This is a genomic window from Sphingobium sp. FG11 (genome assembly GCF_057809915.1).
On the sequence record NZ_JBMDKW010000001.1, the window covers coordinates 261,268 to 281,550 of the forward strand.

The 20,283-nt window shown below is 61.4% G+C and carries 24 protein-coding genes, 1 tRNA gene, 1 pseudogene and 1 riboswitch; of the genes and pseudogenes, 13 read left to right on the forward strand and 13 right to left on the reverse strand.

Annotated elements, in window-relative coordinates; all coding sequences use genetic code 11:
* Positions 1-41 precede the first annotated feature (41 nt).
* A riboswitch (cobalamin riboswitch) is annotated at positions 42-284 on the forward strand.
* Between the two features lie 176 nt (positions 285-460).
* Complete coding sequence (locus ACODSN_RS01340; protein ID WP_489052518.1) at positions 461-2,494, forward strand: TonB-dependent receptor; 2,034 nt, start codon at positions 461-463, stop codon at positions 2,492-2,494.
* A 55-nt stretch (positions 2,495-2,549) separates the two neighbouring features.
* Here the strand turns inward: ACODSN_RS01340 and ACODSN_RS01345 are convergent.
* Positions 2,550-2,624 (reverse strand) — tRNA-Gln (locus ACODSN_RS01345).
* Between the two features lie 131 nt (positions 2,625-2,755).
* Between ACODSN_RS01345 and ACODSN_RS01350 the strand changes: the two genes are divergently transcribed.
* From ACODSN_RS01350 to ACODSN_RS01375, 6 genes are all read left to right on the forward strand, one after another.
* On the forward strand, positions 2,756-3,271 hold the full coding sequence (locus ACODSN_RS01350; protein ID WP_489052519.1) for a MarR family winged helix-turn-helix transcriptional regulator: 516 nt from the start codon (positions 2,756-2,758) through the stop codon (positions 3,269-3,271).
* Between the two features lie 61 nt (positions 3,272-3,332).
* Positions 3,333-3,647 (forward strand): hypothetical protein, encoded by a 315-nt coding sequence (locus ACODSN_RS01355; protein ID WP_489052521.1) that lies wholly within the window; start codon positions 3,333-3,335, stop codon positions 3,645-3,647.
* Between the two features lie 92 nt (positions 3,648-3,739).
* Positions 3,740-4,645: a DMT family transporter gene (locus tag ACODSN_RS01360; protein WP_489052522.1), complete on the forward strand. Its 906-nt coding sequence runs from the start codon at positions 3,740-3,742 to the stop codon at positions 4,643-4,645.
* A 68-nt stretch (positions 4,646-4,713) separates the two neighbouring features.
* The gene (locus tag ACODSN_RS01365; RefSeq protein WP_489052523.1) at positions 4,714-5,703 is read left to right on the forward strand and encodes a bile acid:sodium symporter family protein; all 990 of its coding nucleotides are present in this window, start codon (positions 4,714-4,716) and stop codon (positions 5,701-5,703) included.
* A gap of 1 nt (position 5,704) precedes the next feature.
* Entirely contained in the window at positions 5,705-6,220 is a 516-nt protein-coding gene (locus ACODSN_RS01370) for a phosphoribosyltransferase (protein WP_489052524.1), read from the forward strand.
* A 187-nt stretch (positions 6,221-6,407) separates the two neighbouring features.
* Positions 6,408-7,088 (forward strand): response regulator transcription factor, encoded by a 681-nt coding sequence (locus ACODSN_RS01375; RefSeq protein ID WP_489052525.1) that lies wholly within the window; start codon positions 6,408-6,410, stop codon positions 7,086-7,088.
* A gap of 203 nt (positions 7,089-7,291) precedes the next feature.
* On the opposite strand, the gene ACODSN_RS01380 is transcribed toward ACODSN_RS01375, so the two are convergent.
* The 4 genes from ACODSN_RS01380 to ACODSN_RS01395 all read right to left on the reverse strand — a co-directional run bounded on the left by ACODSN_RS01380 (position 7,292) and on the right by ACODSN_RS01395 (position 11,487).
* The gene (locus ACODSN_RS01380; RefSeq protein ID WP_489052526.1) at positions 7,292-8,056 is read right to left on the reverse strand and encodes a TIGR02186 family protein; all 765 of its coding nucleotides are present in this window, start codon (positions 8,054-8,056) and stop codon (positions 7,292-7,294) included.
* Positions 8,053-8,967 carry a sulfite exporter TauE/SafE family protein gene (locus ACODSN_RS01385; protein ID WP_489052619.1) on the reverse strand — a complete coding sequence of 305 codons (915 nt, stop codon included), beginning with the start codon at positions 8,965-8,967 and terminating at the stop codon, positions 8,053-8,055. The genes ACODSN_RS01380 and ACODSN_RS01385 overlap by 4 nt, the downstream gene beginning before the upstream one ends.
* Positions 8,968-9,025: 58 nt before the next feature.
* Positions 9,026-9,883, reverse strand: coding sequence for a hypothetical protein (locus ACODSN_RS01390; RefSeq protein WP_489052527.1), 858 nt, complete (start codon positions 9,881-9,883; stop codon positions 9,026-9,028).
* A 206-nt stretch (positions 9,884-10,089) separates the two neighbouring features.
* Complete coding sequence (locus ACODSN_RS01395; RefSeq protein WP_489052528.1) at positions 10,090-11,487, reverse strand: glycosyl transferase family protein; 1,398 nt, start codon at positions 11,485-11,487, stop codon at positions 10,090-10,092.
* Between the two features lie 267 nt (positions 11,488-11,754).
* On the opposite strand from ACODSN_RS01395, the gene ACODSN_RS01400 reads away from it, so the two are divergent.
* Positions 11,755-11,934, forward strand: coding sequence for a hypothetical protein (locus ACODSN_RS01400; RefSeq protein ID WP_489052530.1), 180 nt, complete (start codon positions 11,755-11,757; stop codon positions 11,932-11,934).
* A 9-nt stretch (positions 11,935-11,943) separates the two neighbouring features.
* On the opposite strand, the gene ACODSN_RS01405 is transcribed toward ACODSN_RS01400, so the two are convergent.
* On the reverse strand, positions 11,944-12,342 hold the full coding sequence (locus ACODSN_RS01405; protein WP_489052532.1) for a low affinity iron permease family protein: 399 nt from the start codon (positions 12,340-12,342) through the stop codon (positions 11,944-11,946).
* 71 nt (positions 12,343-12,413) lie between these two features.
* On the opposite strand from ACODSN_RS01405, the gene ACODSN_RS01410 reads away from it, so the two are divergent.
* From ACODSN_RS01410 to ACODSN_RS01425, 4 genes are all read left to right on the forward strand, one after another.
* Positions 12,414-12,737 (forward strand): hypothetical protein, encoded by a 324-nt coding sequence (locus tag ACODSN_RS01410; protein WP_489052533.1) that lies wholly within the window; start codon positions 12,414-12,416, stop codon positions 12,735-12,737.
* Positions 12,738-12,882: 145 nt separating this feature from the next.
* Entirely contained in the window at positions 12,883-14,082 is a 1,200-nt protein-coding gene (gene sucC / locus ACODSN_RS01415; protein ID WP_489052535.1) for an ADP-forming succinate--CoA ligase subunit beta, read from the forward strand.
* Positions 14,083-14,194: 112 nt separating this feature from the next.
* A complete protein-coding gene (locus ACODSN_RS01420; RefSeq protein WP_489052536.1) occupies positions 14,195-14,944 on the forward strand; it encodes an electron transfer flavoprotein subunit beta/FixA family protein in 750 nt (249 codons plus the stop codon).
* Positions 14,941-15,870, forward strand: a complete 930-nt coding sequence (locus ACODSN_RS01425; RefSeq protein ID WP_489052537.1) for an electron transfer flavoprotein subunit alpha/FixB family protein — start codon at positions 14,941-14,943, stop codon at positions 15,868-15,870. Before ACODSN_RS01420 ends, ACODSN_RS01425 begins: the two co-directional genes overlap by 4 nt.
* An 80-nt stretch (positions 15,871-15,950) precedes the next feature.
* Here ACODSN_RS01425 and ACODSN_RS01430 read toward each other — a convergent pair whose 3' ends face one another.
* The 6 genes from ACODSN_RS01430 to relB form a co-directional block, all read right to left on the reverse strand.
* Entirely contained in the window at positions 15,951-16,157 is a 207-nt protein-coding gene (locus ACODSN_RS01430) for a hypothetical protein (protein WP_489052538.1), read from the reverse strand.
* A gap of 81 nt (positions 16,158-16,238) precedes the next feature.
* Positions 16,239-16,454: a hypothetical protein gene (locus tag ACODSN_RS01435; protein ID WP_489052540.1), complete on the reverse strand. Its 216-nt coding sequence runs from the start codon at positions 16,452-16,454 to the stop codon at positions 16,239-16,241.
* 81 nt (positions 16,455-16,535) lie between these two features.
* The gene (locus ACODSN_RS01440; RefSeq protein WP_489052542.1) at positions 16,536-16,748 is read right to left on the reverse strand and encodes a cold-shock protein; all 213 of its coding nucleotides are present in this window, start codon (positions 16,746-16,748) and stop codon (positions 16,536-16,538) included.
* A 182-nt stretch (positions 16,749-16,930) separates the two neighbouring features.
* Positions 16,931-17,953 (reverse strand): hypothetical protein, encoded by a 1,023-nt coding sequence (locus ACODSN_RS01445; RefSeq protein ID WP_489052543.1) that lies wholly within the window; start codon positions 17,951-17,953, stop codon positions 16,931-16,933.
* Positions 17,954-18,027: 74 nt separating this feature from the next.
* Positions 18,028-18,303 (reverse strand): type II toxin-antitoxin system RelE/ParE family toxin, encoded by a 276-nt coding sequence (locus ACODSN_RS01450; RefSeq protein WP_489052544.1) that lies wholly within the window; start codon positions 18,301-18,303, stop codon positions 18,028-18,030.
* Positions 18,303-18,479, reverse strand: coding sequence for a type II toxin-antitoxin system RelB family antitoxin (gene relB, locus ACODSN_RS01455; protein WP_489052546.1), 177 nt, complete (start codon positions 18,477-18,479; stop codon positions 18,303-18,305). The genes ACODSN_RS01450 and relB overlap by 1 nt, the downstream gene beginning before the upstream one ends.
* 45 nt (positions 18,480-18,524) lie before the next feature.
* On the opposite strand from relB, the pseudogene ACODSN_RS01460 reads away from it, so the two are divergent.
* Positions 18,525-18,869, forward strand: a pseudogene (locus ACODSN_RS01460) (type II toxin-antitoxin system PemK/MazF family toxin); the annotation flags it as partial.
* Between the two features lie 84 nt (positions 18,870-18,953).
* On the opposite strand, the gene ACODSN_RS01465 reads toward ACODSN_RS01460, so the two are convergent.
* Positions 18,954-20,225, reverse strand: a complete 1,272-nt coding sequence (locus ACODSN_RS01465; RefSeq protein ID WP_489052548.1) for a hypothetical protein — start codon at positions 20,223-20,225, stop codon at positions 18,954-18,956.
* Positions 20,226-20,283 lie beyond the last annotated feature (58 nt).

The following is a 20,283-nucleotide window of genomic DNA, read 5'->3' on the forward strand; positions in this document are numbered from 1 at the left end:
TGCACTGTAACGGGCGGATCGTTCGGGGTCGTTTCGCGATCCTGAATGTTGATCGCGCCGGTGTCCCGACAGGGACTTAAAAGGGAACGCGGTGCGGGGGGAAACCCCCAATTCCGTGGCTGTCCCTGCAACTGTAAGCGGTGAGCGCGATGCATATGCGCGGCGGACCCGATGGTTTCGCCGCCAGCCACTGGGCCGGACGCTAAATCCTGCGAGACCTGGGAAGGCCGTGCATCGAGCGATGACCCGCGAGCCAGGAGACCTGCCGGCGTCTGGTCGCTCTTGCCCTGGCCCAGGGGATGGCCGTGGCACGGTGTCTTTCCGTCTGAGCGACGAACGAGCGGTGGAGACCGCATCGGTTCGTGTCGCGGTCGCCAGTGCGTCCGGTCGCTGGCACGCGCCGCCCGTCGCGTGCGGCAGGTCCTCCATCGGTAGTCGCCAGACGCCGGGGGAAATCAGAATGCATCATAAGAAACTGGGTCTTGGTGTGGCGTCCGGCCTCGCCATCATGAGTGCGACGCCTGCTTTGGCAGGGCAGGGTAGTGCCCCGCCCGCCGATGCGGACGCACCGCAGGCCGATATCGTCGTCTTTGGGCGCGGCGAGGCCAAGATCGGCGTCGCACAGGCGGCGAGCGAGGGCAGTATAGGCGGTGCCGATCTGCTCGTTCGTCCGCTGTTGCGCGTGGCGGAATTGCTGGAGGCCGTGCCGGGCATGATTGCTGCCCAGCATTCGGGCAGCGGCAAGGCCAACCAATATTTCCTGCGCGGCTTCAACCTCGACCACGGGTCCGATTTCACCACCTATATTGACGGGGTTCAGATGAACCTGCGGACCCACGGCCATGGACAGGGCTATCTCGACCTAAACGGCCTGATCCCTGAAATCGTGGCACGCGAGGATTTTCGCAAAGGTCCGTATCGCGCGGACGGGGGCGACTTCGCGCTGGCGGGCGCTGCTTATATGAAGACGATCGATGGCTATGACCGGCCGTGGATCGCGGTCGAGGGTGGATCTTATGGTTCGCGCCGGATCGCCGCTGGCGGCACGTTGCACGATCTTGGTTCGGGCGATCTGACGCTGGTCGCTCAGGCCAAGAGCTATGACGGACCCTGGCAGGAGCCGGAGCATCTGAGGCATTATGCGGGCTTCGCGAAATATCGGATGCCTGCCGGGGCCGGCACGCTGGAGGCGACGCTCCACGCCTATCGGGCCACATGGCGGCCGACCGAGCAAATCCCCGAACGCATCGTAGGATCCAGCATCTGTCCCGATATATTCTGTTCGCCCGACCCGTCCGCGCGCGGCCAGACCACGCGCTTTGTCGGCAACATCGCCATCACCCAGCCGACATGGCGCGCCAATGGCTATGTGCAATATTATGACTGGTCGATGTATTCCAATCCCACCTACACCGACCCGGACGGCACAAGCGCGCAAATCCGGCAGTTCGACCGAAGGTGGATCATGGGCTTTACGGGCGAGAAGCGCTGGGAGCCGCGCCCGGACCTTAGCGTCAGTGTGGGGACAGAGGGCCGCTACGATCAAATCGGCAATGTCGGCGTCTATCGCACCGCCGACCGGCAATTTCTCGCCTCGCTCGGTCGCTATCATGTCGAGGAACTGTCAGCGGCTCTTTATGGCGATGTGACATGGCGGCCTTTGCCGGGGCTGCGGCTAACGGGCGGGCTGCGCGGCGATCATTACCATTATTCGGTACAGGCACGCGATGGGGTAGCGGCCGCGCTGGGGACGGGCAAGGGATCGGACAGTCTGATCTCGCCCAAAGCGTCGCTCGCCTATCAGGTGTCGGCGCATCTGGAATTCTACGCAAATTGGGGACGTGGCTTCCACTCCAACGATGTGCGCGGCGCGGTTAATCCGGTCTCGCCGGTCCCGGTGCTGGTGCGCGGCACGGGCAAGGAAGTGGGCGCGCGGGTGCAGGCCGGCACCGCCAGCCTGACCGCGACCTACTGGTGGCTCGACGTCGGCAGCGAGTTGCGCTTTGTCGGCGATTCCAATGCTGTCGAGCCAAGCGGGGCCAGCAGGCGGCATGGCTATGAGATCGTCGCATTCTGGCGGCCGTTGCCCTGGCTCGCGATCGACGGCAATTATACCGCCAGCCATTCGCGCTATGACAATGGCGACCGGATACCCAATGCTTTCGAAAATGCGGCATCGGCGGGCGCGGCGATCCTGCTTCATCCCTGGGAGGCCAGCATCCGGCTCCGCCACCTTGGCCCTTATCCGCTGATCGAAGATAATAATGTGCGGGACAAGGGCAGCACGATCGTCAACGCGCGGGCGGCGTGGAAGGGCAAGCGCGTCGAACTTTACGGCGAACTGCTCAACATCTTCAACAGCCGGGACAAGGACATTGCCTATTATTACGAATCCTACGTCCCCGCTTTCGATGCGTCCGGCCCGCAGGAGGCGCGCCTGAGCCGTGTGGTCGAACCACGGACATTCCGATTGGGGATCAAATATACGCCTTAATGGTGGACACGGGTCGTCCAGCGATGCGACGGCCCGTGTCGATTTTCCGAAAATTTGGCTGGGGCGGCAGGATTCGAACCTGCGCATGGCGGCATCAAAAGCCGCTGCCTTACCGCTTGGCGACGCCCCAGCAGATGGCCGGTTTGACCGGCGCCGACGCCATATAACGCGTGGCGCGCGAAAGGAAAGCCTAGTCATGATGGTTTTGGCGCGTCAATATGCCTTCTCTTTTGATCCTCGTCGCCCGGACCCCTATAGGCCATGACCGCCTCTTCTTCGACCACCGCCACGCCCGCACAGATCGCGCCTGCCTCGCCGCTGTTCCTGCGCGAGGATGAGATTCGACGGGGCATCGAGATGCTCTATTTCGGCTATTCGGCGCTGACCCGATCGATCGACGAGGACCTTTCCGCGCAGGGGCTGGGCCGGGCGCATCATCGCGCGCTGTATTTCATTTCGCGCCAGCCCGATCTGACGGTCAAGGACTTGCTGCGCCTGCTGGCGATTACCAAGCAGTCGCTGGGCCGTGTACTCAACGACCTGATCGAACGCGGCTATATCGAAACGCGGCCAGGCCCGCAGGATCGTCGGCAAAAGCTTCTGCGCCTCAGCGCCGCCGGTGTGGCGATGGAGGCGGACCTGTTTCGTGCGCTGCGCGAGAAAATGGCGGCGGCTTATGCGCAGGCGGGGCAGGGGTCGGTGACCGGCTTCTGGCGCGTGCTCGAAGGACTGATCCCCGATCAAGACAGGTCGATGGTGATCGGGTTGCGCGGGTAACGCAACTTAATCGCTTGCCCGGCGGTTAACCCAATCCATGTCAAGAGATTGAGGACATCGCATGCGCACATCCATTTTGGCCGCCCTTTGTGTTTTCAGCGCGACGGGCCTGTCGGCCTGCTCCGAAAAAGCGTCGAACAATCTGGAAAACGCCGGACATGCCGTGGGCAGTGATGTGGACAATGCGATCGACCGGGCAGGCGACAAGATCGACGCGGGTCTCGATCATAGCGGTCGCGCGATCGATGAAGGTATGGACCGGATCGGCACGGCTACCGACAAGGCGGCACGTGATGCGAGCCGTGACGCCGGTGAGGCGAAGCGCGATCTTGGGGAAAAGCTGGAAAAGGCAGGAAGCGACCTCAGGAACGAATAAGCCGGGTCGACCGCCGTTAAAGGCCTGCGCGGCAATGACACAGGCATGTTCGGCTTGACGGTGCGTGATTTGCGCATAGTCAATCAGCCTCTATGTCGTTCGAAGCCCCGTCCCGGTTCCTTTCCCGCACTCTGATCGGCCGCGCCGAACTGGCGCTGATGGCCGTAACCTTGCTGTGGGGCGGGACCTTCCTGATCGTGCATCTGGCCATGCGCGAAAGCGGTCCGCTGTTCTTTGTCGGGCTTAGGTTCGCTACAGCCGCCTTGTTCACCTTGCCGCTCGCCTGGCGCGTGCTGGCTGGCCTGACCCGGCAGGAGTTGTTGGCGGGTTTTGCGATCGGGGTAGGCATCTTTGGCGGCTATTCGCTCCAGAGCTGGGGTCTTGCGACCATTGCCAGCAGCACATCGGCCTTCATCACCGCCGCCTATGTGCCGCTCGTCCCGATCTTGCAGTGGATCATCCTGCGGCGGCGGCCGAGGCTGGCGAGCTGGGTGGGTGTGGTGCTTGCGGTGGGTGGCCTGTTACTGGTCGCGGCCCCGCGTGACGGACTGTCCATGGGACGCGGCGAAATGCTGACGCTGATCAGCACGTTGGCGATCGCGTTGGAAATCATCTTCATCAGCCTGTGGGCCGGGCGGGTGGACGTGCTGCGGGTCACGATCGTGCAACTCGCCGTGACCGCGCTTCTGGCGTTCGCGTTCATGGTTCCGATGGGGGAGGCCATTCCGCCCTTTTCATGGCGGGTGATCCTGTCCGCCTGCGGGCTTGGCCTGATGACCGCGATCATTCAGCTCGTCATGAATTGGGCGCAACGCACCGTGTCGCCGACCCGCGCTACTCTGATTTACGCGGGCGAGCCGGTATGGGCGGGCATCATCGGACGGATTGCCGGGGATCGATTGCCGCCGAGCGCCTTGCTGGGCGGCGTTCTGATCGTGGCGGCCGTGCTGGTGAGCGAATGGCGGTTCAAGCGGAAATCTGACCCTGGCTCCATCTGAACAGCGATTGGCGCTTTCCCAAAGATGCCGTACGAATGCTCCGACCATTTCCCTTGCCAAGCTGTTCGATGAACCGACTCCGCCTGATCCTCGATCCGTTTCTGTTGTTGCTGATAGCCACCGTCATTTTGGCGTCCCTTTTGCCTGCGCGCGGCGTGGGCGCGCATGTCGCTGATGTGGCGACCGATATAGGCATCGTCCTGCTTTTCTTCCTCCATGGCGCCAAGCTTCCACGCGAGGCGATCCTGCGCGGTGCAAAAGCCTGGCGTCTGCACCTTGCGACGCTGGCGACGACCTTTGTCGCTTTCCCGTTGATCGGCCTTGCGACGCAGCAAGTGACGGCTATTCCGGGCAGTATGCGCGCCGGTTTGCTGTTCCTAACGCTGCTACCCTCGACGGTCCAATCGTCGATCGCCTTTACCGCGATCGCGCGCGGCAATGTCGCGGCGGCGGTGGTCGGTGCGTCCTTCTCCAATGTGTTGGGCATATTCCTGACGCCACTGCTGGTTGCGCTGCTCATGCAGAGCGGGGGCACAGGCGGCATGGTTTCGCTTCATTCGATCGAGGGCATTGTCCTGCAATTGCTGCTGCCCTTCATCATCGGTCATCTGCTGCGCCCGTGGATCGGCGATGTTGTCGAGCGGCATCGCTCGGTGCTCGGGCGCGTCGATCGCACTACGATCCTGATGGTCGTCTATGCTGCGTTTAGCGCGGCCGTGGTGGAAGGTTTATGGCACAGGGTTTCGCGCGGCGAACTGCTGCTGCTGGCCGCGCTGTGCTGTGCGATATTGCTGATCATTCTGTTGTTCAGCTGGATGCTGGGCCGCATAATGGGCTTTTCGCGCGAGGACGCCATCGTCCTGCAATTTTGCGGGTCCAAGAAAAGTCTGGCGTCGGGCGTCCCGATAGCTGGCGTGCTGTTTCCCGCGGCCATCGTCGGGCCGATCATCCTGCCGCTGATGCTGTTTCACCAGATCCAGCTTATCGCCTGCGCCTTGCTCGCGCGACATTATGCCGCACAGGGGCAAGGCGCCCCGCATCCTGCTGCGGTCGCCTGACATGGCTCAACCCATATTGACCGATATTCCGATCGAGCGGTTTTTGATCCTTGTCGAAACGCTGGCCCGGAGCATCATCGGCGATGGTTCGCTGCCTGATTTCCTGGTTGGTGTGGGCAGGGGCGGGCTGGTTCCGGCGACTTGGCTCAGCCACAGGATCGGCGTGCCTTTATTGTCGGTCGATCTGTCGGCGGGGGCGGCCGCCTTTGGGGAAAAGCTGCTTGAGAGCCTTGCCGAACGTGCGATGTCCGGCGAACGCCTGCTGTTCGTCGATGACATTAATGACAGCGGACGCACCATGAAGGGGCTGCGTCAGGCACTGGCGGGGGCACCGGCGGACAATATTCGTTTTGCCGTGCTGATCGATAATATCCGGTCGGCAACGCCGGTTGATTATCGGGCGGCGTCGATCGATCGGGCCGTGACGAAGGACTGGTTCGTCTTTCCATGGGAGACCGGCGGGAGCCGGGCAGCGATCGTCGCCGACAGCCGCGAGGTGCCGGGCCGTATCGCTTGAGGGCGTAGCCAAGCGCTGCCGCCGGCACCGGATGAATATTTTGTCATATGGCGGTAAGTGCCGCAGGGCGCCCATTATGCGAGGACCCTTGTGAAGCTCGCTTCACGCGTCCTCCCGGTCGTTCCGCCATCGGCATCGATATGGGATCGCGGTGACGCACCCGATGCCGAACCGACGGGATGAACGGATGAGTGGCAAGATTTTGCTGATTGAAGATGACGGGACCACGGCGGAATATGTCTGCAAGGGCCTACATGGACATGGCCATGTCGTCGATCATTGCGGGGATGGCCGGGATGGCCTGTTCAGGGCGACCGGCGGTGGATATGACGTCATCATTCTCGACCGTATGCTGCCTGGGCTGGACGGACTGGGCGTTCTCAGCGCATTGCGCGCCGCCGCTATCGATACGCCGGTGCTTTTGCTGTCCGCGCTTGATTCCGTCGACGATCGGGTGACGGGGCTGACGGCCGGATCGGACGATTATCTGGTCAAGCCTTTCGCTTTTGCCGAACTGCTCGCCCGGATAGAGTTGCTGATGCGGCGGCGCTCTGGTGGCGCGAATGCCGAGACTATTCTCACTTGCGGGCCGTTGCGGATGGATTTGCTGAAGCGGGAAGTCCGGTCAGACGGGCGGCCGATCGACCTGCAACCGCGCGAATTCCGGCTGTTGGAATATCTGCTGCGTCATGCCGGTCAGGTGGTCACGCGAACGATGCTGCTCGAAGGGGTGTGGGATTATCATTTTGATCCCGGCACCAATGTCATCGACGTGCATGTCAGCCGCCTGAGGCGCAAAATCGATCTGGACGGAGACGTGTCGCTTATCCAGACGGTTCGGGGCGCGGGATACCGGCTGGGGCACTGAACGATCCTGTTGGGAAATGCGCGAAAAAGCGCATTTTTACTCAGACTTTCAGTAAAAAGGCTGCCGCAGACAATAGAGCCGGACCGACGGGAGGAGGCCGCCGGCCCGGCTTGCGGTCCGCGCGAAGACCGCGCCTCCTTTATGCCCACGCCATCCATACGCCGATCTGGCCGCAACATGAACTTTTGGACAGGCCGCCTGGGTCAAATGCGGCGCGCGATCGCCCCGGCGGCCCAGCCCATGCCGACCGCCATCGCGATCGCCGTCAACCCGTAGAGAAAAGACCAGCGTTCCGCGGCGACGGCCATGAATCGCTCGAACCCGGATTTGCGGATGGTGATGTCGCGTACCGCAGCCGCGACGACGCGCCCGTTCTGAACCAGAAAGGTCTCGGCCGTATAATTGCCGACGATTACGCGCGCAGATAAAGGCAGGCGGGCGCGATAGAGAACCCCGTCCGTAATCTCGGCGGTTCCCGGCCGCTCGACATATAGAGCGGTTTTCCGGCGCAGTTCGGCCAGCCCCGCCTGAAACCGTTCGAGTTCGGCGCTCTCGTTGAGCGAGGCGGGCGACAACTGAAGCTTGTCGACGCCCATTTCATAGATCGTCGCGGTGCGTTCATCCACGATATCGGCGATCGGGCGCGACGAGGCCATGGCGTAGAAACTGGGCGCTGAGCGAAACCGGGCTGACTCCGCGTTGACCCAGATGCCCGCGACCTTCTGCTTTTCGCGCATCATGATCGACTGGTCCGGGCCTTTGAGAACCACGACGATATCGGCGGCCTTGTCGGGGCGTCGGCCATCGGGGTAGACGATCGCACCGAACAGCAGAAGGTCAGCGCCGGTAAAGCTATACTGGATTTCGACGTCGCGCTGCGACACGTCGGGTACCAGCATCGGCTCATCGGCAGCGGTCAATATCAGCAGCACGGGCACGGCGGCGGCGATGAGGGCGCGGCGGATCATCGGACCTCGACCGAGTAGATTTCGTCGGGCCGAAAACCCAGCCCAAGCGCCATGCGCGCCGCCACCAGCAACACGATCAGCGCCAGCAGGATGCGCAGATATTCGGGCCTGATCTTCATCGACAGGCGCGTGCCGATCTGCGCGCCGGTGACGCTGCCGATCAACAGCAGCATTGCGAGCACCAGATCGACCGCCTTGGTGGTCATCGCATGCATCATCGTCGTCGCCATGGTGACGAACAGGATCTGGAACAACGACGTGCCGACGACCGACTGCGTCGTCATCCCCAGCAGATACAGCATCGCCGGGACGAGTATGAATCCGCCACCGACGCCCAGCAACATGGTCAGCACGCCGGTCGCCATGCCCAGCAGCAGCGGCGCGAGCGGCGAGATATAGAGACCCGAGCGATAGAAGCGCCAGCGCATGGGCAGGGCGGCGACGAGCGGATGGTGCCGCCGCTTGCGCGCCTGTGCGCGCTGCCCGGTCTTGAGCGCGATCACGGCCTGGATCGACTCCTTGGCCATCAGCGATCCGATCGATCCCAGCATCAATACATAGAGGATGCCGATAACCGTATCGATCTGGCCCAGCGTTTGCAGCAGCCGGAACAACAGGACGCCGATGCCCGCTCCCACGACGCCGCCGGCGATCAGGATGCCCCCCATGCGGAAATCGACCGTGCCACGCGCTATATGCGTGACGACACCCGAGACGCTTGCGCCAGTGACCTGCGATGCGGCGGAGGCGGCGGCGACTGTCGGGGGAATGCCGTAGAAGATCAGCAGCGGCGTTGTCAGAAAACCGCCGCCGACACCGAACATGCCTGACAAAAGCCCAACGATACCGCCCAGCCCAATGATGACCAGAGCGTTGACCGACAGGTTGGCGATGGGCAGGTAGAGATCCATGCTGTCACGGGCGTAGAGCCAAAGCGCCCCGATAGGAAGATGCGGCTCGCGCTTGTGCCTAAAAATCGGCGGCGAGCGTGATGGCCGGTCCCGATGGTGGCGCTGCATTGCCCATGATCCGTTCTCGCCATTCGATGCTGAGCCGCGCGCTGACGCTAGGCAAGGGCAGGCGCAGCTGAATTTCCGGGCCTATGTCGAGACGCGACACATCCGGCTGCGCGCCGCCGGAGACAGCCATGCCGGCGTGGAGACCTGTGCGCCGGAGGGGTGTGAGCAAGGAGAGTTTCCCATCGACAAAGGAGTCTTTTGCGTGAAAGCCGACAATGCCCGTCTGGACATAGGCTTCCGCGCTGACTGACGGCGTGAGGGGGGTGGGACCAAAACCACCGGCCGCGAATAGAGCATTGGCATTGCGTCCTCCCGGTCCCAGAGCGATGCGTCGTTCGAGGGCAAAGGTCAGCGGTATCCGTCGCGCCGGTTGCCAGAACAGACCTATTGCGGCTTCGGGTGAGGCCGGGCGATCCATGGCGGCGCTGACCCTTGTATAGCCTGCGATGCTGGACCCGGCATCGGGTGTCATGTCGAAATCGAGCCGCGCCCCGATCTGCGAGCCGCCAAGCCGGCCATTGGTCAGCGCGCGCGCCGGGCCGCTGCCGTTTCGCCATAAGACCCAACTGCCCAGATGCCAGCGACGAGAGGCATTTTCCCGACGGGATTGCCATGACGCGGGCTGCGGGACGAGCAACTCCTGCCGTTCGCCCGGCGCATCGCCGGGAGTTGGGGCGCTCGAAAAGGCTTCGGCGCTGCTGATGAAATCCGCAAGATCGATCGGCTGACCGGACGCTTGCGTCCGATCCGCAGGCGGCGTCGCGATGGTGAATATATGATGGGGCGAACCGATGACCGTCCGGGGCATAGGCGTTCCGGTATTCGGGTGCATATACGCCGCATTGATGGGGGGCGGAGCGCTGGCGGGCGAGAAGGTGCGGGACGGATGAGGCGCATCATCGCTCGCCTCCGAGACGCCGCTCGGCCAGCCTATCGTGCTAACTATTCGGATTATGGTCCAGCCTGTCATCAACAGAACGAAGAAACGGACGGGCCTGCCACTGCGGCTGTCGCTCACGGTCTGGTCTGCATGTCGGGGAAATGATGTTGCGTCTTGTCCCAGCGGAGGGGTTTTCCAAGTAACGACTGGCCATATTGGTAGACGGCACGTCGGGCGGCGAGGATGGCGACCAGGTTGGCAATGAAGGTTCGCGGGATCGCGCCAAGCCCGTAACGCCATCCATAGCTTCGCGTCGAAAACAGGGTCCGCATTGCCGTTCGCCAAATCATCAGCCCGAAATTGAGCCACAAAAGGGAAGCAATCATTAGTGGCAGGGGTGGCGCGGGAATGGTCAGGAACAGTGCGGCGATACCCAGCAGGCCCCATAGAACGAGGGCAAGATACGCGGCGAACAATATGAGTGCTGCAAGGGCTGCGCGACGATCGCGAATGCGCATCCACCATTCCGCCGGGCCGCCTTGCCATCCCATGCGGTCCCATCCGGCCAAAGAGATGCCGACCATCCAGCGCGCCTTCTGACGGACGGCGCTGTTCAGATTGTCGGGGAAATATTCCCGTGTCGCGACGAGTTGCCCGTGCTCATCTCGCATGCGGATGAATGCACCGCGCCCGCCCCGGTCGCGGATGCGCAGCCCTGCTTCATAATCTTCGGTCAGCGAGCTTGGGTCGAACGGGCCACCTTTTAACGGGTCGGACAGGTGGCTCAGCGCGCTGCGTTCGAACGCGCAGGCGACGCCCGCCGAAGGAACGGATGCGCCCAACGCCTCGCGAACCGTAAGTGCCTTGCCGTGATTTTCGGCAAATTCATCGCCATAGTGATTGGATATGGCGCGCGCCCACCATGATCCCTCACCAGGCAGAGGAAGGACGGGCAATTGCACCAGCGCAAAGCGATCGATCATATGGTCGAACAGCCGGATTTCGTCGGGATGCACGACATCCTCGGCATCGTGGAGGATGACGGCCTTGAATGACGTGCCGGTACGCTCCTCTTCGCGCAGCATCGCGCGCCATAGCATGTTGAGACAGTCGGCCTTCGTCGTCGGACCTTCGCGCTCGTTTACACCGGCGATGATCCGTTGCTGCCCCATCGCCACGGCGGCAATGGCGTCGAGAGTCTCTGGGTCATTGGGATAGGCGCCAACAAAAATCCGGTAATCGGCATCGCTCCAGCAGCGCAGCGCATGCGCCAGCATGGCCCCGATGACGGCGGATTCCTGCCAGGCGGGGATGAAAATCGCGAGTCGTCCAGGGCAGGGCGAAGGCGGCAGCGTTGCGGTCGTCATACGGGGATGGCGGGTGTAAACCGCGATATTACGCCAGCATCTACGAGAGAAATATAGAAGGTCGATTATCAGATCGTCAACGCCACCTATAGTGAGGCCAACTACTGCGAATATGAGTATTTCACGGTGCAATATCGCCAATATGGCGAGTAATTCAGTCCCCAAGGCTTCACCCCCGTTTCAAGCCGGGATGCAGGATGGCAGGGCGGAAGGACGCTTCCAAGTGATATCTCTCAATATGGACGATATTCACATGCTTCGGCTCTGGACAATGGTCGCCGCACTGCTCGATCTTTCGCCGGAATGCCGTGCGCGAACGGCAGGCCGATTAGCCATGAGCCGCGATCGATGTTAGAATAGTCCTGCTGCTATCGATTCATAGCGAAGCAGCCAGCCTTACAAAACTCTTCGAATGATCCGAAGGAGGGCCAGATGAGCATGGAGATGGACGTAAATTACCTGCTGCATAGCCAGCAGATGGCTTTGATCAGGGCGTGGACCACCCGTTCGGCGGAAGGCAGGGCGGCCTATGAGGGGCTGGCCCAGCGCTATAGTGAGCGTGTCGACGCTTATCGTCTGGAAAATCAGCGGCTCGTCGATCAGGCCCACTGAGGCTTCTTTTTAACGTCGCTCTATCATGCGCTCAAGCGCAAGGCGCCGCGTCTCGTCGTCACCACATTCCTGTTCTAGCACCGCCTTGATCTTGTCGAGTTGCACCTCTGTCAGATGCTCGATGCCGATAAAGTCGTTGCGCGCGGCATCCACGGCGCGGATCAGTTCGTCCAGCTTGGCTTGCATGGCGGATCCGTCGCGATTTTGCGCATTTTGAATCACAAAGACCATGAGAAATGTCACGATCGTCGTGCCGGTGTTGATGATGAGCTGCCATGTGTCGGAATAGTTGAACAGCGGGCCGGTTACGATCCAGGCGAGGATTACCGCGACCGCGAGGATGAAAGCGAGCGGCTGACCGGCCGCGCTCGACACGCGATGCGAAAATGCGGCGAAAATTCTGTCCATCACTCTTGAACTCCGGGGGCCTCGCTTCGCATCTAACGCGCGTTCAGCCATGTGTCGCCAGGAAAGCCATTATGCTCACTACCGTTCGTCGCTCTTTCCCCATCCTGGCTGTCATGCTGTTCCTTTCGAGCTGCGCCAGCCTTTCGCCCGAATCTCGGGTGCGTGCCGGCCTGGTCGATGCCGGCCTTTCACCGCGTATGGCAGACTGTATGGCAAAGCGGATGGTTGATCGGCTGAGTCTTGGTCAGCTGCGACAGTTGCAGTCGCTGGCCTCTCTCCGCAAAACCGATGCCGGAGAAATGAGCGTCGATCATTTCCTTCGCAAGGTGCGTGCACTGGACGATCCCGAGATATTTCTCGTCACCAGCAAGTCGGCACTTGTCTGCGCCTTCTAGGGCAGGATTTCGCAATATGCGCCGAACCGGGTGCTAAAATCTTTGCAATTTTGCAAAATGACTTTGCAAAATAGGCTGGTTTCAGCCGCGACCCTGTGCTTAAGCCGCCGCATCACCGAAGCATCGTAAAGGACGGGGCTGCCCCATGAACATTCACGAATATCAGGCCAAAGAGCTTCTCGCGAAATATGGCGCGCCGATCGCTGCCGGCCATGCCGCCTTTTCCGTCGATGAAGCGGTGGAAGCGGCCAAGAAGCTGCCCGGACCGCTCTATGTCGTGAAGTCGCAGATCCATGCAGGCGGTCGTGGCAAGGGCAAGTTCAAGGAACTGGCTGCTGACGCGAAGGGCGGCGTCCGCCTGGCGTTCAACCTCGATGAGGTCAAGGCGCACGCGACCGATATGCTGGGCAACACGCTGGTGACGATCCAGACCGGCGACGCGGGCAAGCAGGTCAACCGCCTGTACATCACCGACGGCGCGGACATCGCCAAGGAATTCTACCTCGCGCTGCTGGTTGATCGCGCCTCGAGCCAGGTCGCTTTCGTCGTGTCGACCGAAGGCGGCATGGACATTGAGGAAGTGGCGCATTCGACGCCGGAGAAGATCCACAGCTTCTCGGTCGATCCCGCCACCGGCTTCCAGCCGCATCATGGTCGCACCGTCGCTGCCGCGCTGGGCCTGACCGGCGATCTTTCCAAGCAGGCTGCCAAGGTTGCGGAATCGCTCTATAACGCCTTCGTGGCGACCGATGCCGAGCAGATCGAGATCAATCCGCTGGCGCTGACAGAGCAGGGCAATCTGCTGGTGCTCGACGCCAAGGTCGGCTTCGACGGCAACGCGCTGTTCCGCCACAAGGATCTGATGGCGCTGCGCGACGAGAGCGAGGAAGATCCCGCTGAACTCGAAGCGTCCAAATATGACCTCGCCTACATCAAGCTGGATGGCGACATCGGCTGCATGGTGAACGGCGCCGGCCTCGCCATGGCGACGATGGACATCATCAAGCTCAACGGCATGTTCCCCGCCAACTTCCTCGACGTCGGTGGCGGCGCGAGCAAGGAAAAGGTGACGGCTGCGTTCAAGATCATTCTGAGCGATCCGGCGGTCAAGGGCATCCTCGTCAACATCTTCGGTGGCATCATGAAGTGCGACATCATCGCCGATGGTATCGTGGCGGCCGCCAAGGAAGTGAACCTGTCGGTTCCCCTCGTCGTCCGTCTGGAAGGCACCAACGTCCAGCAGGGCAAGGACATCCTCGCCGGTTCGGGCCTGGCGATCGTTCCTGCCGACGATCTGGGTGATGCCGCTCGCAAGATCGTGGCTGAGGTGAAGAAGGTGGCCTGATCCACCCCAGTCATTGATGGAATTAGCCATGGGACGTGGCGACCCGATATGCGGGTCGTCGCGTCCCTGTCGGCATATCGGCCGACAAGATATTTAACCGGAGGATGTTGCAATGAAGATCCTTGTCCCCGTGAAGCGGGTGATCGACTATAATGTGAAACCGCGCGTCAAGGCGGATGGCACGGGCGTCGACCTGGCCAACGTCAAGATGAGCATGAATCCGTTCGACGAGATCGCCGTCGAGGAAGCCATTCGTCTGAAGGAAAAGGGCGTGGCGACTGAAGTGATCGCAGTGTCGATCGGCGTCGCCAAGGCGCAGGAAACGCTGCGCACCAGCCTAGCCATGGGCGCGGATCGCGCGATCCTCATCCAGACCGACGATGAAGTCGAGCCGCTGGGCGTCGCCAAGCTGCTCGCCAAGGTGCAGGAAGAAGAAGGCGCGAGCCTCATCATTCTGGGCAAGCAGGCGATCGACGACGACAGCAACCAGACCGGCCAGATGCTGGCCGCGCTGCTCAATCTGCCGCAGGGCACCTTCGCCAGCAAGGTCGAAGTCGAGGGCGACAAGGTCAATGTGACGCGCGAAGTCGACGGCGGCCTGGAGACGGTCAAGCTCAACACGCCCGCGATCATCACCACCGACCTGCGCCTCAACGAGCCGCGCTATGCGTCGCTGCCCAACATCATGAAGGCGAAGTCGAAGCCGCTCGCGACCAAGACGCCTGCCGATTATGGCGTGGATATTGCGCCGCGTCTGGAGACGCTCAAGGTCGTGGAGCCTGCCAAGCGCTCCGCTGGCGTCAAGGTCGCCGATGTCGATGAACTGGTTGCAAAGCTGAAAGCTCTGGGAGTTGCCGCATGAAGACGCTTGTCTGGGTTGAACATGAAGGCGGCGCCGTCAAGGACGCGACGCTTTCCGCTGTCACCGCCGCTGCGAAGCTGGGTGAAGTGCATCTGCTGGTCGCTGGATCGGGCGTCGATGGCGTCGCTGCCGCTGCCGCCAAGATCGCCGGTGTCGGCAAGGTCCATGTCGCCGACGACGCGGCTTTTGCGCACGCGCTGCCGGAAAATGTCGCGCCGCTGATCGTCGAACTGATGGGGCATCATGACGCCTTCGTCGCGCCCGCCACCAGCAACGGCAAGAATATCGCGCCGCGCGTCGCAGCTCTGCTCGACGTGATGCAGATCAGCGACATCCTGTCGGTCGAGAGCGAGGACACGTTCACGCGTCCAATCTACGCCGGCAACGCGATCGCCACGGTCAAGTCGAAGGATGCCAAGAAGGTGATCACCGTTCGCGGCACCGCGTTCGAGAAGGCGGCGAGCGAGGGTGGCTCCGGTGCCGTCGAGGCCGTTGCTTCGACGGGTGACAAGGGTCTGGCGAGCTTCGTCGGCGCGGAAATCGCCAAGCTGGAGCGTCCTGAACTGACGTCCGCCAAGATCATCGTGTCGGGTGGCCGGGCGCTCAAGGACGGTCCGACCTTTGAGGAAGTGATCTTCCCGCTGGCCGACAAGCTTGGCGCTGCTGTCGGTGCGAGCCGTGCTGCGGTCGATGCGGGCTATGTGCCCAATGACTATCAGGTTGGTCAGACCGGCAAGATCGTCGCGCCGGAAGTCTATGTCGCGGTCGGGATCTCCGGTGCGATCCAGCATCTGGCCGGTATGAAGGACAGCAAGACCATCATCGCCATCAACAAGGATGAGGATGCGCCGATCTTCCAGGTGGCGGATTACGGCCTGGTCGGTGATCTGTTCAAGCTGGTGCCGGAGCTGACATCGAAGCTTTGATGGCCCAATAGTGACAAATCAGGGCGCGATCCGGTGAGGATCGCGCCCTTTTTTGCGCCCGACGGGAAATTGCGTCGACTTTAGTTGAAGCTGGTCGCCGAGGGAGTCGTGACCGCGCTGCCCGATGCGGACGCGGGCGTAGCCGTGTCGCGCTTGGCAGCGAGATCGGCCTTGGCCTGGTCGTAGCGGGCGGTGATGTCGTTCTTGAATTCGGTCAGCTTGCCCTCGTCATAGAGCTTTTTGCCGACATAGCCTGCGATGGCGCCGAAAATCAGGGTGCGGATCATGAACTGGCTCCTTGTTGCGTTCATCTAAACTCGATGGACGTAACGGGCGGCCTTGGGATGGGTTCCGCGTCCTGAAAGCGCTTATGCGCCGGCGGGAGGCAGGGGCAGGGCGTCGCGGCGGGTTTCGGCTTCGGCCTCGCGGCGGGCGCGGGCGGTATCGACGCTGTCTTGGCGACTGGCCATGGCGAGCCAGGCGGATTCGGCGCGCAGGCAGCGGTCGCGGACATTGGCGAGGGTTGCGGCTTCGGCGTCCGCATGCGCCTGGGCGGCGAGGGTGCGATAATCGGTGGCGGCCATGAAGGTCTCCTTGAAAAGGAAGGATGTGGGCCGGGCGCGCAACCCCTTGAGACGATGCGCGCCCGATCCGGGCCGGGCCGATTATTCGGCGTGGGCGATGTTCACCGCAGCCATCTTGCCGCGCTTGTCCTGCTCCAGATCATAGGACACGCGGTCCTTTTCGCGCAGGGTCGCGAGACCCGAACGCTCGACGGCGCTGATGTGAACGAAGGCGTCATTGCCGCCCGTATCCGGCGCGATGAAGCCATAGCCCTTGTCGGCGTTGAAAAATTTGACGGTGCCGGTGATGCTCATGAGAGCGTCCTTTCTTTCTGATGCGGCGCGCCCCGTGTGGACGAACCGGGTTGCTATCGGGGCAGGGAAAGAAGGAAGTTGGTGCCGCAAAGCGCCGAAAACCGTCGATTTGCGACTGTAGCACCCCCTGTATAGGCCCCGGCCGGGCAAATAGCAAATCGGCGGCCGGGACGGCTGTCCCGTCAGGAGACCGGCTCATCAGGAGCGGGTGCTGCGGCGAGCGAGGCGAAAAACAGGTCGCGGGCGCGGGCGGCGGCGGCGAGATAGGGTGCGCGGTCCGCCGCCTGCCGCGCGTGCAGGGCGGCTTGCTCGTCCGGGCTGAGGGCGCGCTCATAGGCGTCGATATCATAATCCGGCCCGGTCTGTTCGCCGTCGAACCCGTACGGGGCGGGGAAATCGGTGCGCCACCCCTCCGCCTCCTCATCCCACCACAGGCTGCGCAAATGGTCCGCCGCTTCCTGTGGCGGCAGGGTCATGAGATCGATCGGGGGCGGAAGTTCACACCGTTGCTGGAGGGGGTGGGGCGCGGGCGATTCCGCCTTGCCCAGCGCCATGCGCGCGGCGACGAACAGAGCGGTGGACGCGCCCGGCGAGAGGGTGGCGGCGGCCTCCAGCGCGGGCGGCGGCAGATCGGGCATGGAGCCATCGAGCAGCCGCGCGTCCTCCATCGATCGCGCGGACGGCTCGGCGCCGGGGCGGGGGAGATCATCCTGTTCGGCTTGCGCGCGGGCGTCGTCTTCCGGGCAGAGCATGTCGCAATAGGCGGCGAAATCCTGCGCGACGATGCGGGCGAGCGCGGCGTCAGTGCCTTCGGCCGGGCTGTCGGCCATGCGATCGAGCCGCGCGAGCATCGACATGGCCAGGCGATTGTCGTGGCGGTGGCGGGTGACTTCGACATTATCCTCGTCACGGCGGATCGTGTCGGTGGTGCCGGTCAGCGCGCGGGCGAGCAGATCGTCGGCAAGTCGCGCGCGGGCGATGAGGATCGCCGCGTCCCAGCCGAGGCGGAAGGCCGCGCCATCGCGGCGGATGCGGAGCGTGTAGGCCGAGCGCGTCGAGATGCGGACGGCTTCGCAGGCGAGGCGGATGATGCCGGTGGCGGCGAGCGTCTCGACGAAGCGGCGCTGGCGCGCGGGCGACCAGCCATCGGCGCGGGTTTGGGCCGAGGGGGCGAGGACGTGCGGGGCGGGGGAGTGGAAGGACATGGCAAAGCTCCGTGGGAGGGGAGGGTTTGCCGAGGGTAGGCAGATCGGGGCGTGTAGGACAGCGAATAGGATTTTCAGGGATATTGTTGGCGAGTGTAGAGAATGGCTATGATTTCGATAGCGTCCGACCTGACGCGATAGACGAGAATGTAATTAGGCGTTATTATCGCCTCACGTGTGCCCGGCGCGCGGTCGCCGCGATATATGTAGGGATGTTCTGGCTGGCGCTCCGCTGTGTTGCGAGCGGCAGCGCCAAGCCGCGCGGCGGCCGCCGGATTTTGCGATTCTATGAAATCGATAATACCTTCGAGATCGTCCAGCGCTTCTTCAAGCCAGATCAGTGGCAGCATCAGCCGTTCTTGCGCCGGTCGATGATCCTTTGCATCCGGGCCATTGCCTCATCATGCGGGATGCCGGAGCTTTTGGACGCAAGCCTCGTCTCGACCTTCGCCCGGAACCAGGCGTCGTACGCCTCGGCTTCCTCGGTCGTCGCGAACTCGGACTCGATGGGGGTAAGCTTGGTCATGCGCGATTTATGCCATGACTTTCCGTCCAAGCCAACACGCCTGGGCGCGGCGAAGAGGATGGGCGGAAGGACCGGCCGGTCGTGGTCGTCATTTCCCGCAAGGTCGTGGGTGAGCGAATGGAATTGCTGGTCGTGCCAGTCACGACCCAGCCGCCGCTCCGGGCGGCGCGGGGCTTCGAGGTGCCGGCGCGGGTCAAGGCGCATCTGGGGCTGGATGCGGAGCGGTGCTGGATCATGGTGACGGAAATCAACCGCTTCATCTGGCCGGGGCCGGATGTGCGGCCGATCCGGCGGGATGGCGAAGTGACGCCTTATTGTGGGTTCTTGCCGGAGCGGTTGTTTCGGCCCGTGCTGGATGCGGTGATCGCGGGGGCTGAGCTGAGGTATTGAAGGGGACGAGGCGGAGCGAGTAAGGGGGATTTGGCAAACTCACCCTAATTTAGGCATTGTTGCCCCGGTCATCGCAATTTCCGTTCACGATTCCGCACCCAATCGCCTAAATGGTTGAGGAACCGATTTCTCAGGATCTGTCTTCGCCGCTCGCAGATAGGTCGCCAATGATTTCTGTAGTTTTACGCCCCATGCAGGATCACGAATATCATAAGTAACCACTCTAAGGTGACGTAGATCAAACGGGACATCCTCAAGGCTGCTAGTTGTAAACACAACAGGCTTGCATGCAGCGTGAGCAAGTCCAAGTTCATAAAACACGTTAGCGTTTTTTCCCGATAAATCAGCCAACAACACCTTTGCTCTCTGGACCTGATCCCATATTTGTTCAATTACAGAACCAGTGCTGAAAAGTTCATCACCTCTCACAGGTTCCATTCCAGCGTCCTTGATCGCTGGTACAAAGATCTCACGATAATACTGGTCTAGCCATTGTCCAAATGGCATCATTACAAAACAAGTATCTAGGAATGTGCGTGTGCCCTCCACCTGCTCATCGGCAGGAGGAACGTAGGGCTGTCGCTGCGCAAATGATGACTGATCTTCCTGACCGCGATCAATACCTATAGGAGAGCGGAAGGCATGCAAATAGTTAAGATTTTTTGTAAAAATATCAATAAACGATTTCACCCTTTCTCTTGGGATTTTGAAATCTCGGATTAGGGTGTTTTCAAAAAATTCGTCCTCGGGAAGTTTTTTCCCGCTATAAAACTGCTCGACTTTGGAAAATTGGTCAACATTATGAAAGGCGCTAACTAAAGCATTTTGGCGAGCCTTTGGAGAGCTTGGCGCCACTATATTTTGCCCAATTTCAGTTAGTTTAACAGTCGCATGGCGACCACTTCCTTCAACAATACCATACTGATTTGACGATCGTAATAATTCCAAATAGCGCCAATCATTTACCGTATTAAATCCCACAGCTTTAACAAGCATATCCGATTTCATCGGATTTCCGCCATTTTGCTCTTCGATCGCGCGGACAACTAATAACGTGTCTTCTAACGAGTTTTTTGGGAACGTCCAAGGTGCTGGAGCTGTTTTTGGTTGTGCCGTTTGCTTTGGATTGGATACGGCCGGCTGCATCGATTTTGACTTAGAAGTAACAGCGGCAGCTTTAGTTTTTTGCGCGATCTTTGGCGTTTTCTTAGCAGAGCTAGGTTTGCCTACTGCCTTAGGTTGAATGAATTCCTTGGTAGGGGACGCGGCGGAATCGTGGGGTGCTTCTGCACCTGCATCGGAATTCTCTTTTTCCAATACCTCAACGGCTTCGACTGCGCTTTGCTGATCTTCCAAGAAATTGCCCTCCCATTTACGCCTATTCGCATCGACTTGCCTATTACGAGTAAATCAC

Excerpts from the sequence above, each read along its gene's own strand:
- ACODSN_RS01340 (WP_489052518.1), top strand. The coding sequence starts at position 461 with ATGCATCATAAGAAACTGGGTCTTGGTGTGGCGTCCGGCCTCGCCATC.
- ACODSN_RS01350 (WP_489052519.1), top strand. The coding sequence starts at position 2,756 with ATGACCGCCTCTTCTTCGACCACCGCCACGCCCGCACAGATCGCGCCT.
- ACODSN_RS01355 (WP_489052521.1), top strand. The coding sequence starts at position 3,333 with ATGCGCACATCCATTTTGGCCGCCCTTTGTGTTTTCAGCGCGACGGGC.
- ACODSN_RS01360 (WP_489052522.1), top strand. The coding sequence starts at position 3,740 with ATGTCGTTCGAAGCCCCGTCCCGGTTCCTTTCCCGCACTCTGATCGGC.
- ACODSN_RS01365 (WP_489052523.1), top strand. The coding sequence starts at position 4,714 with ATGAACCGACTCCGCCTGATCCTCGATCCGTTTCTGTTGTTGCTGATA.
- ACODSN_RS01370 (WP_489052524.1), top strand. The coding sequence starts at position 5,705 with ATGGCTCAACCCATATTGACCGATATTCCGATCGAGCGGTTTTTGATC.
- ACODSN_RS01375 (WP_489052525.1), top strand. The coding sequence starts at position 6,408 with ATGAGTGGCAAGATTTTGCTGATTGAAGATGACGGGACCACGGCGGAA.
- ACODSN_RS01380 (WP_489052526.1), bottom strand. The coding sequence starts at position 8,056 with ATGATCCGCCGCGCCCTCATCGCCGCCGCCGTGCCCGTGCTGCTGATA.
- ACODSN_RS01385 (WP_489052619.1), bottom strand. The coding sequence starts at position 8,967 with ATGGATCTCTACCTGCCCATCGCCAACCTGTCGGTCAACGCTCTGGTC.
- ACODSN_RS01390 (WP_489052527.1), bottom strand. The coding sequence starts at position 9,883 with ATGCCCCGGACGGTCATCGGTTCGCCCCATCATATATTCACCATCGCG.
- ACODSN_RS01400 (WP_489052530.1), top strand. The coding sequence starts at position 11,755 with ATGAGCATGGAGATGGACGTAAATTACCTGCTGCATAGCCAGCAGATG.
- ACODSN_RS01405 (WP_489052532.1), bottom strand. The coding sequence starts at position 12,342 with ATGGACAGAATTTTCGCCGCATTTTCGCATCGCGTGTCGAGCGCGGCC.
- ACODSN_RS01410 (WP_489052533.1), top strand. The coding sequence starts at position 12,414 with ATGCTCACTACCGTTCGTCGCTCTTTCCCCATCCTGGCTGTCATGCTG.
- sucC (WP_489052535.1), top strand. The coding sequence starts at position 12,883 with ATGAACATTCACGAATATCAGGCCAAAGAGCTTCTCGCGAAATATGGC.
- ACODSN_RS01420 (WP_489052536.1), top strand. The coding sequence starts at position 14,195 with ATGAAGATCCTTGTCCCCGTGAAGCGGGTGATCGACTATAATGTGAAA.
- ACODSN_RS01425 (WP_489052537.1), top strand. The coding sequence starts at position 14,941 with ATGAAGACGCTTGTCTGGGTTGAACATGAAGGCGGCGCCGTCAAGGAC.
- ACODSN_RS01430 (WP_489052538.1), bottom strand. The coding sequence starts at position 16,157 with ATGATCCGCACCCTGATTTTCGGCGCCATCGCAGGCTATGTCGGCAAA.
- ACODSN_RS01435 (WP_489052540.1), bottom strand. The coding sequence starts at position 16,454 with ATGGCCGCCACCGATTATCGCACCCTCGCCGCCCAGGCGCATGCGGAC.
- ACODSN_RS01440 (WP_489052542.1), bottom strand. The coding sequence starts at position 16,748 with ATGAGCATCACCGGCACCGTCAAATTTTTCAACGCCGACAAGGGCTAT.
- ACODSN_RS01445 (WP_489052543.1), bottom strand. The coding sequence starts at position 17,953 with ATGTCCTTCCACTCCCCCGCCCCGCACGTCCTCGCCCCCTCGGCCCAA.
- ACODSN_RS01450 (WP_489052544.1), bottom strand. The coding sequence starts at position 18,303 with ATGCTGCCACTGATCTGGCTTGAAGAAGCGCTGGACGATCTCGAAGGT.
- relB (WP_489052546.1), bottom strand. The coding sequence starts at position 18,479 with ATGACCAAGCTTACCCCCATCGAGTCCGAGTTCGCGACGACCGAGGAA.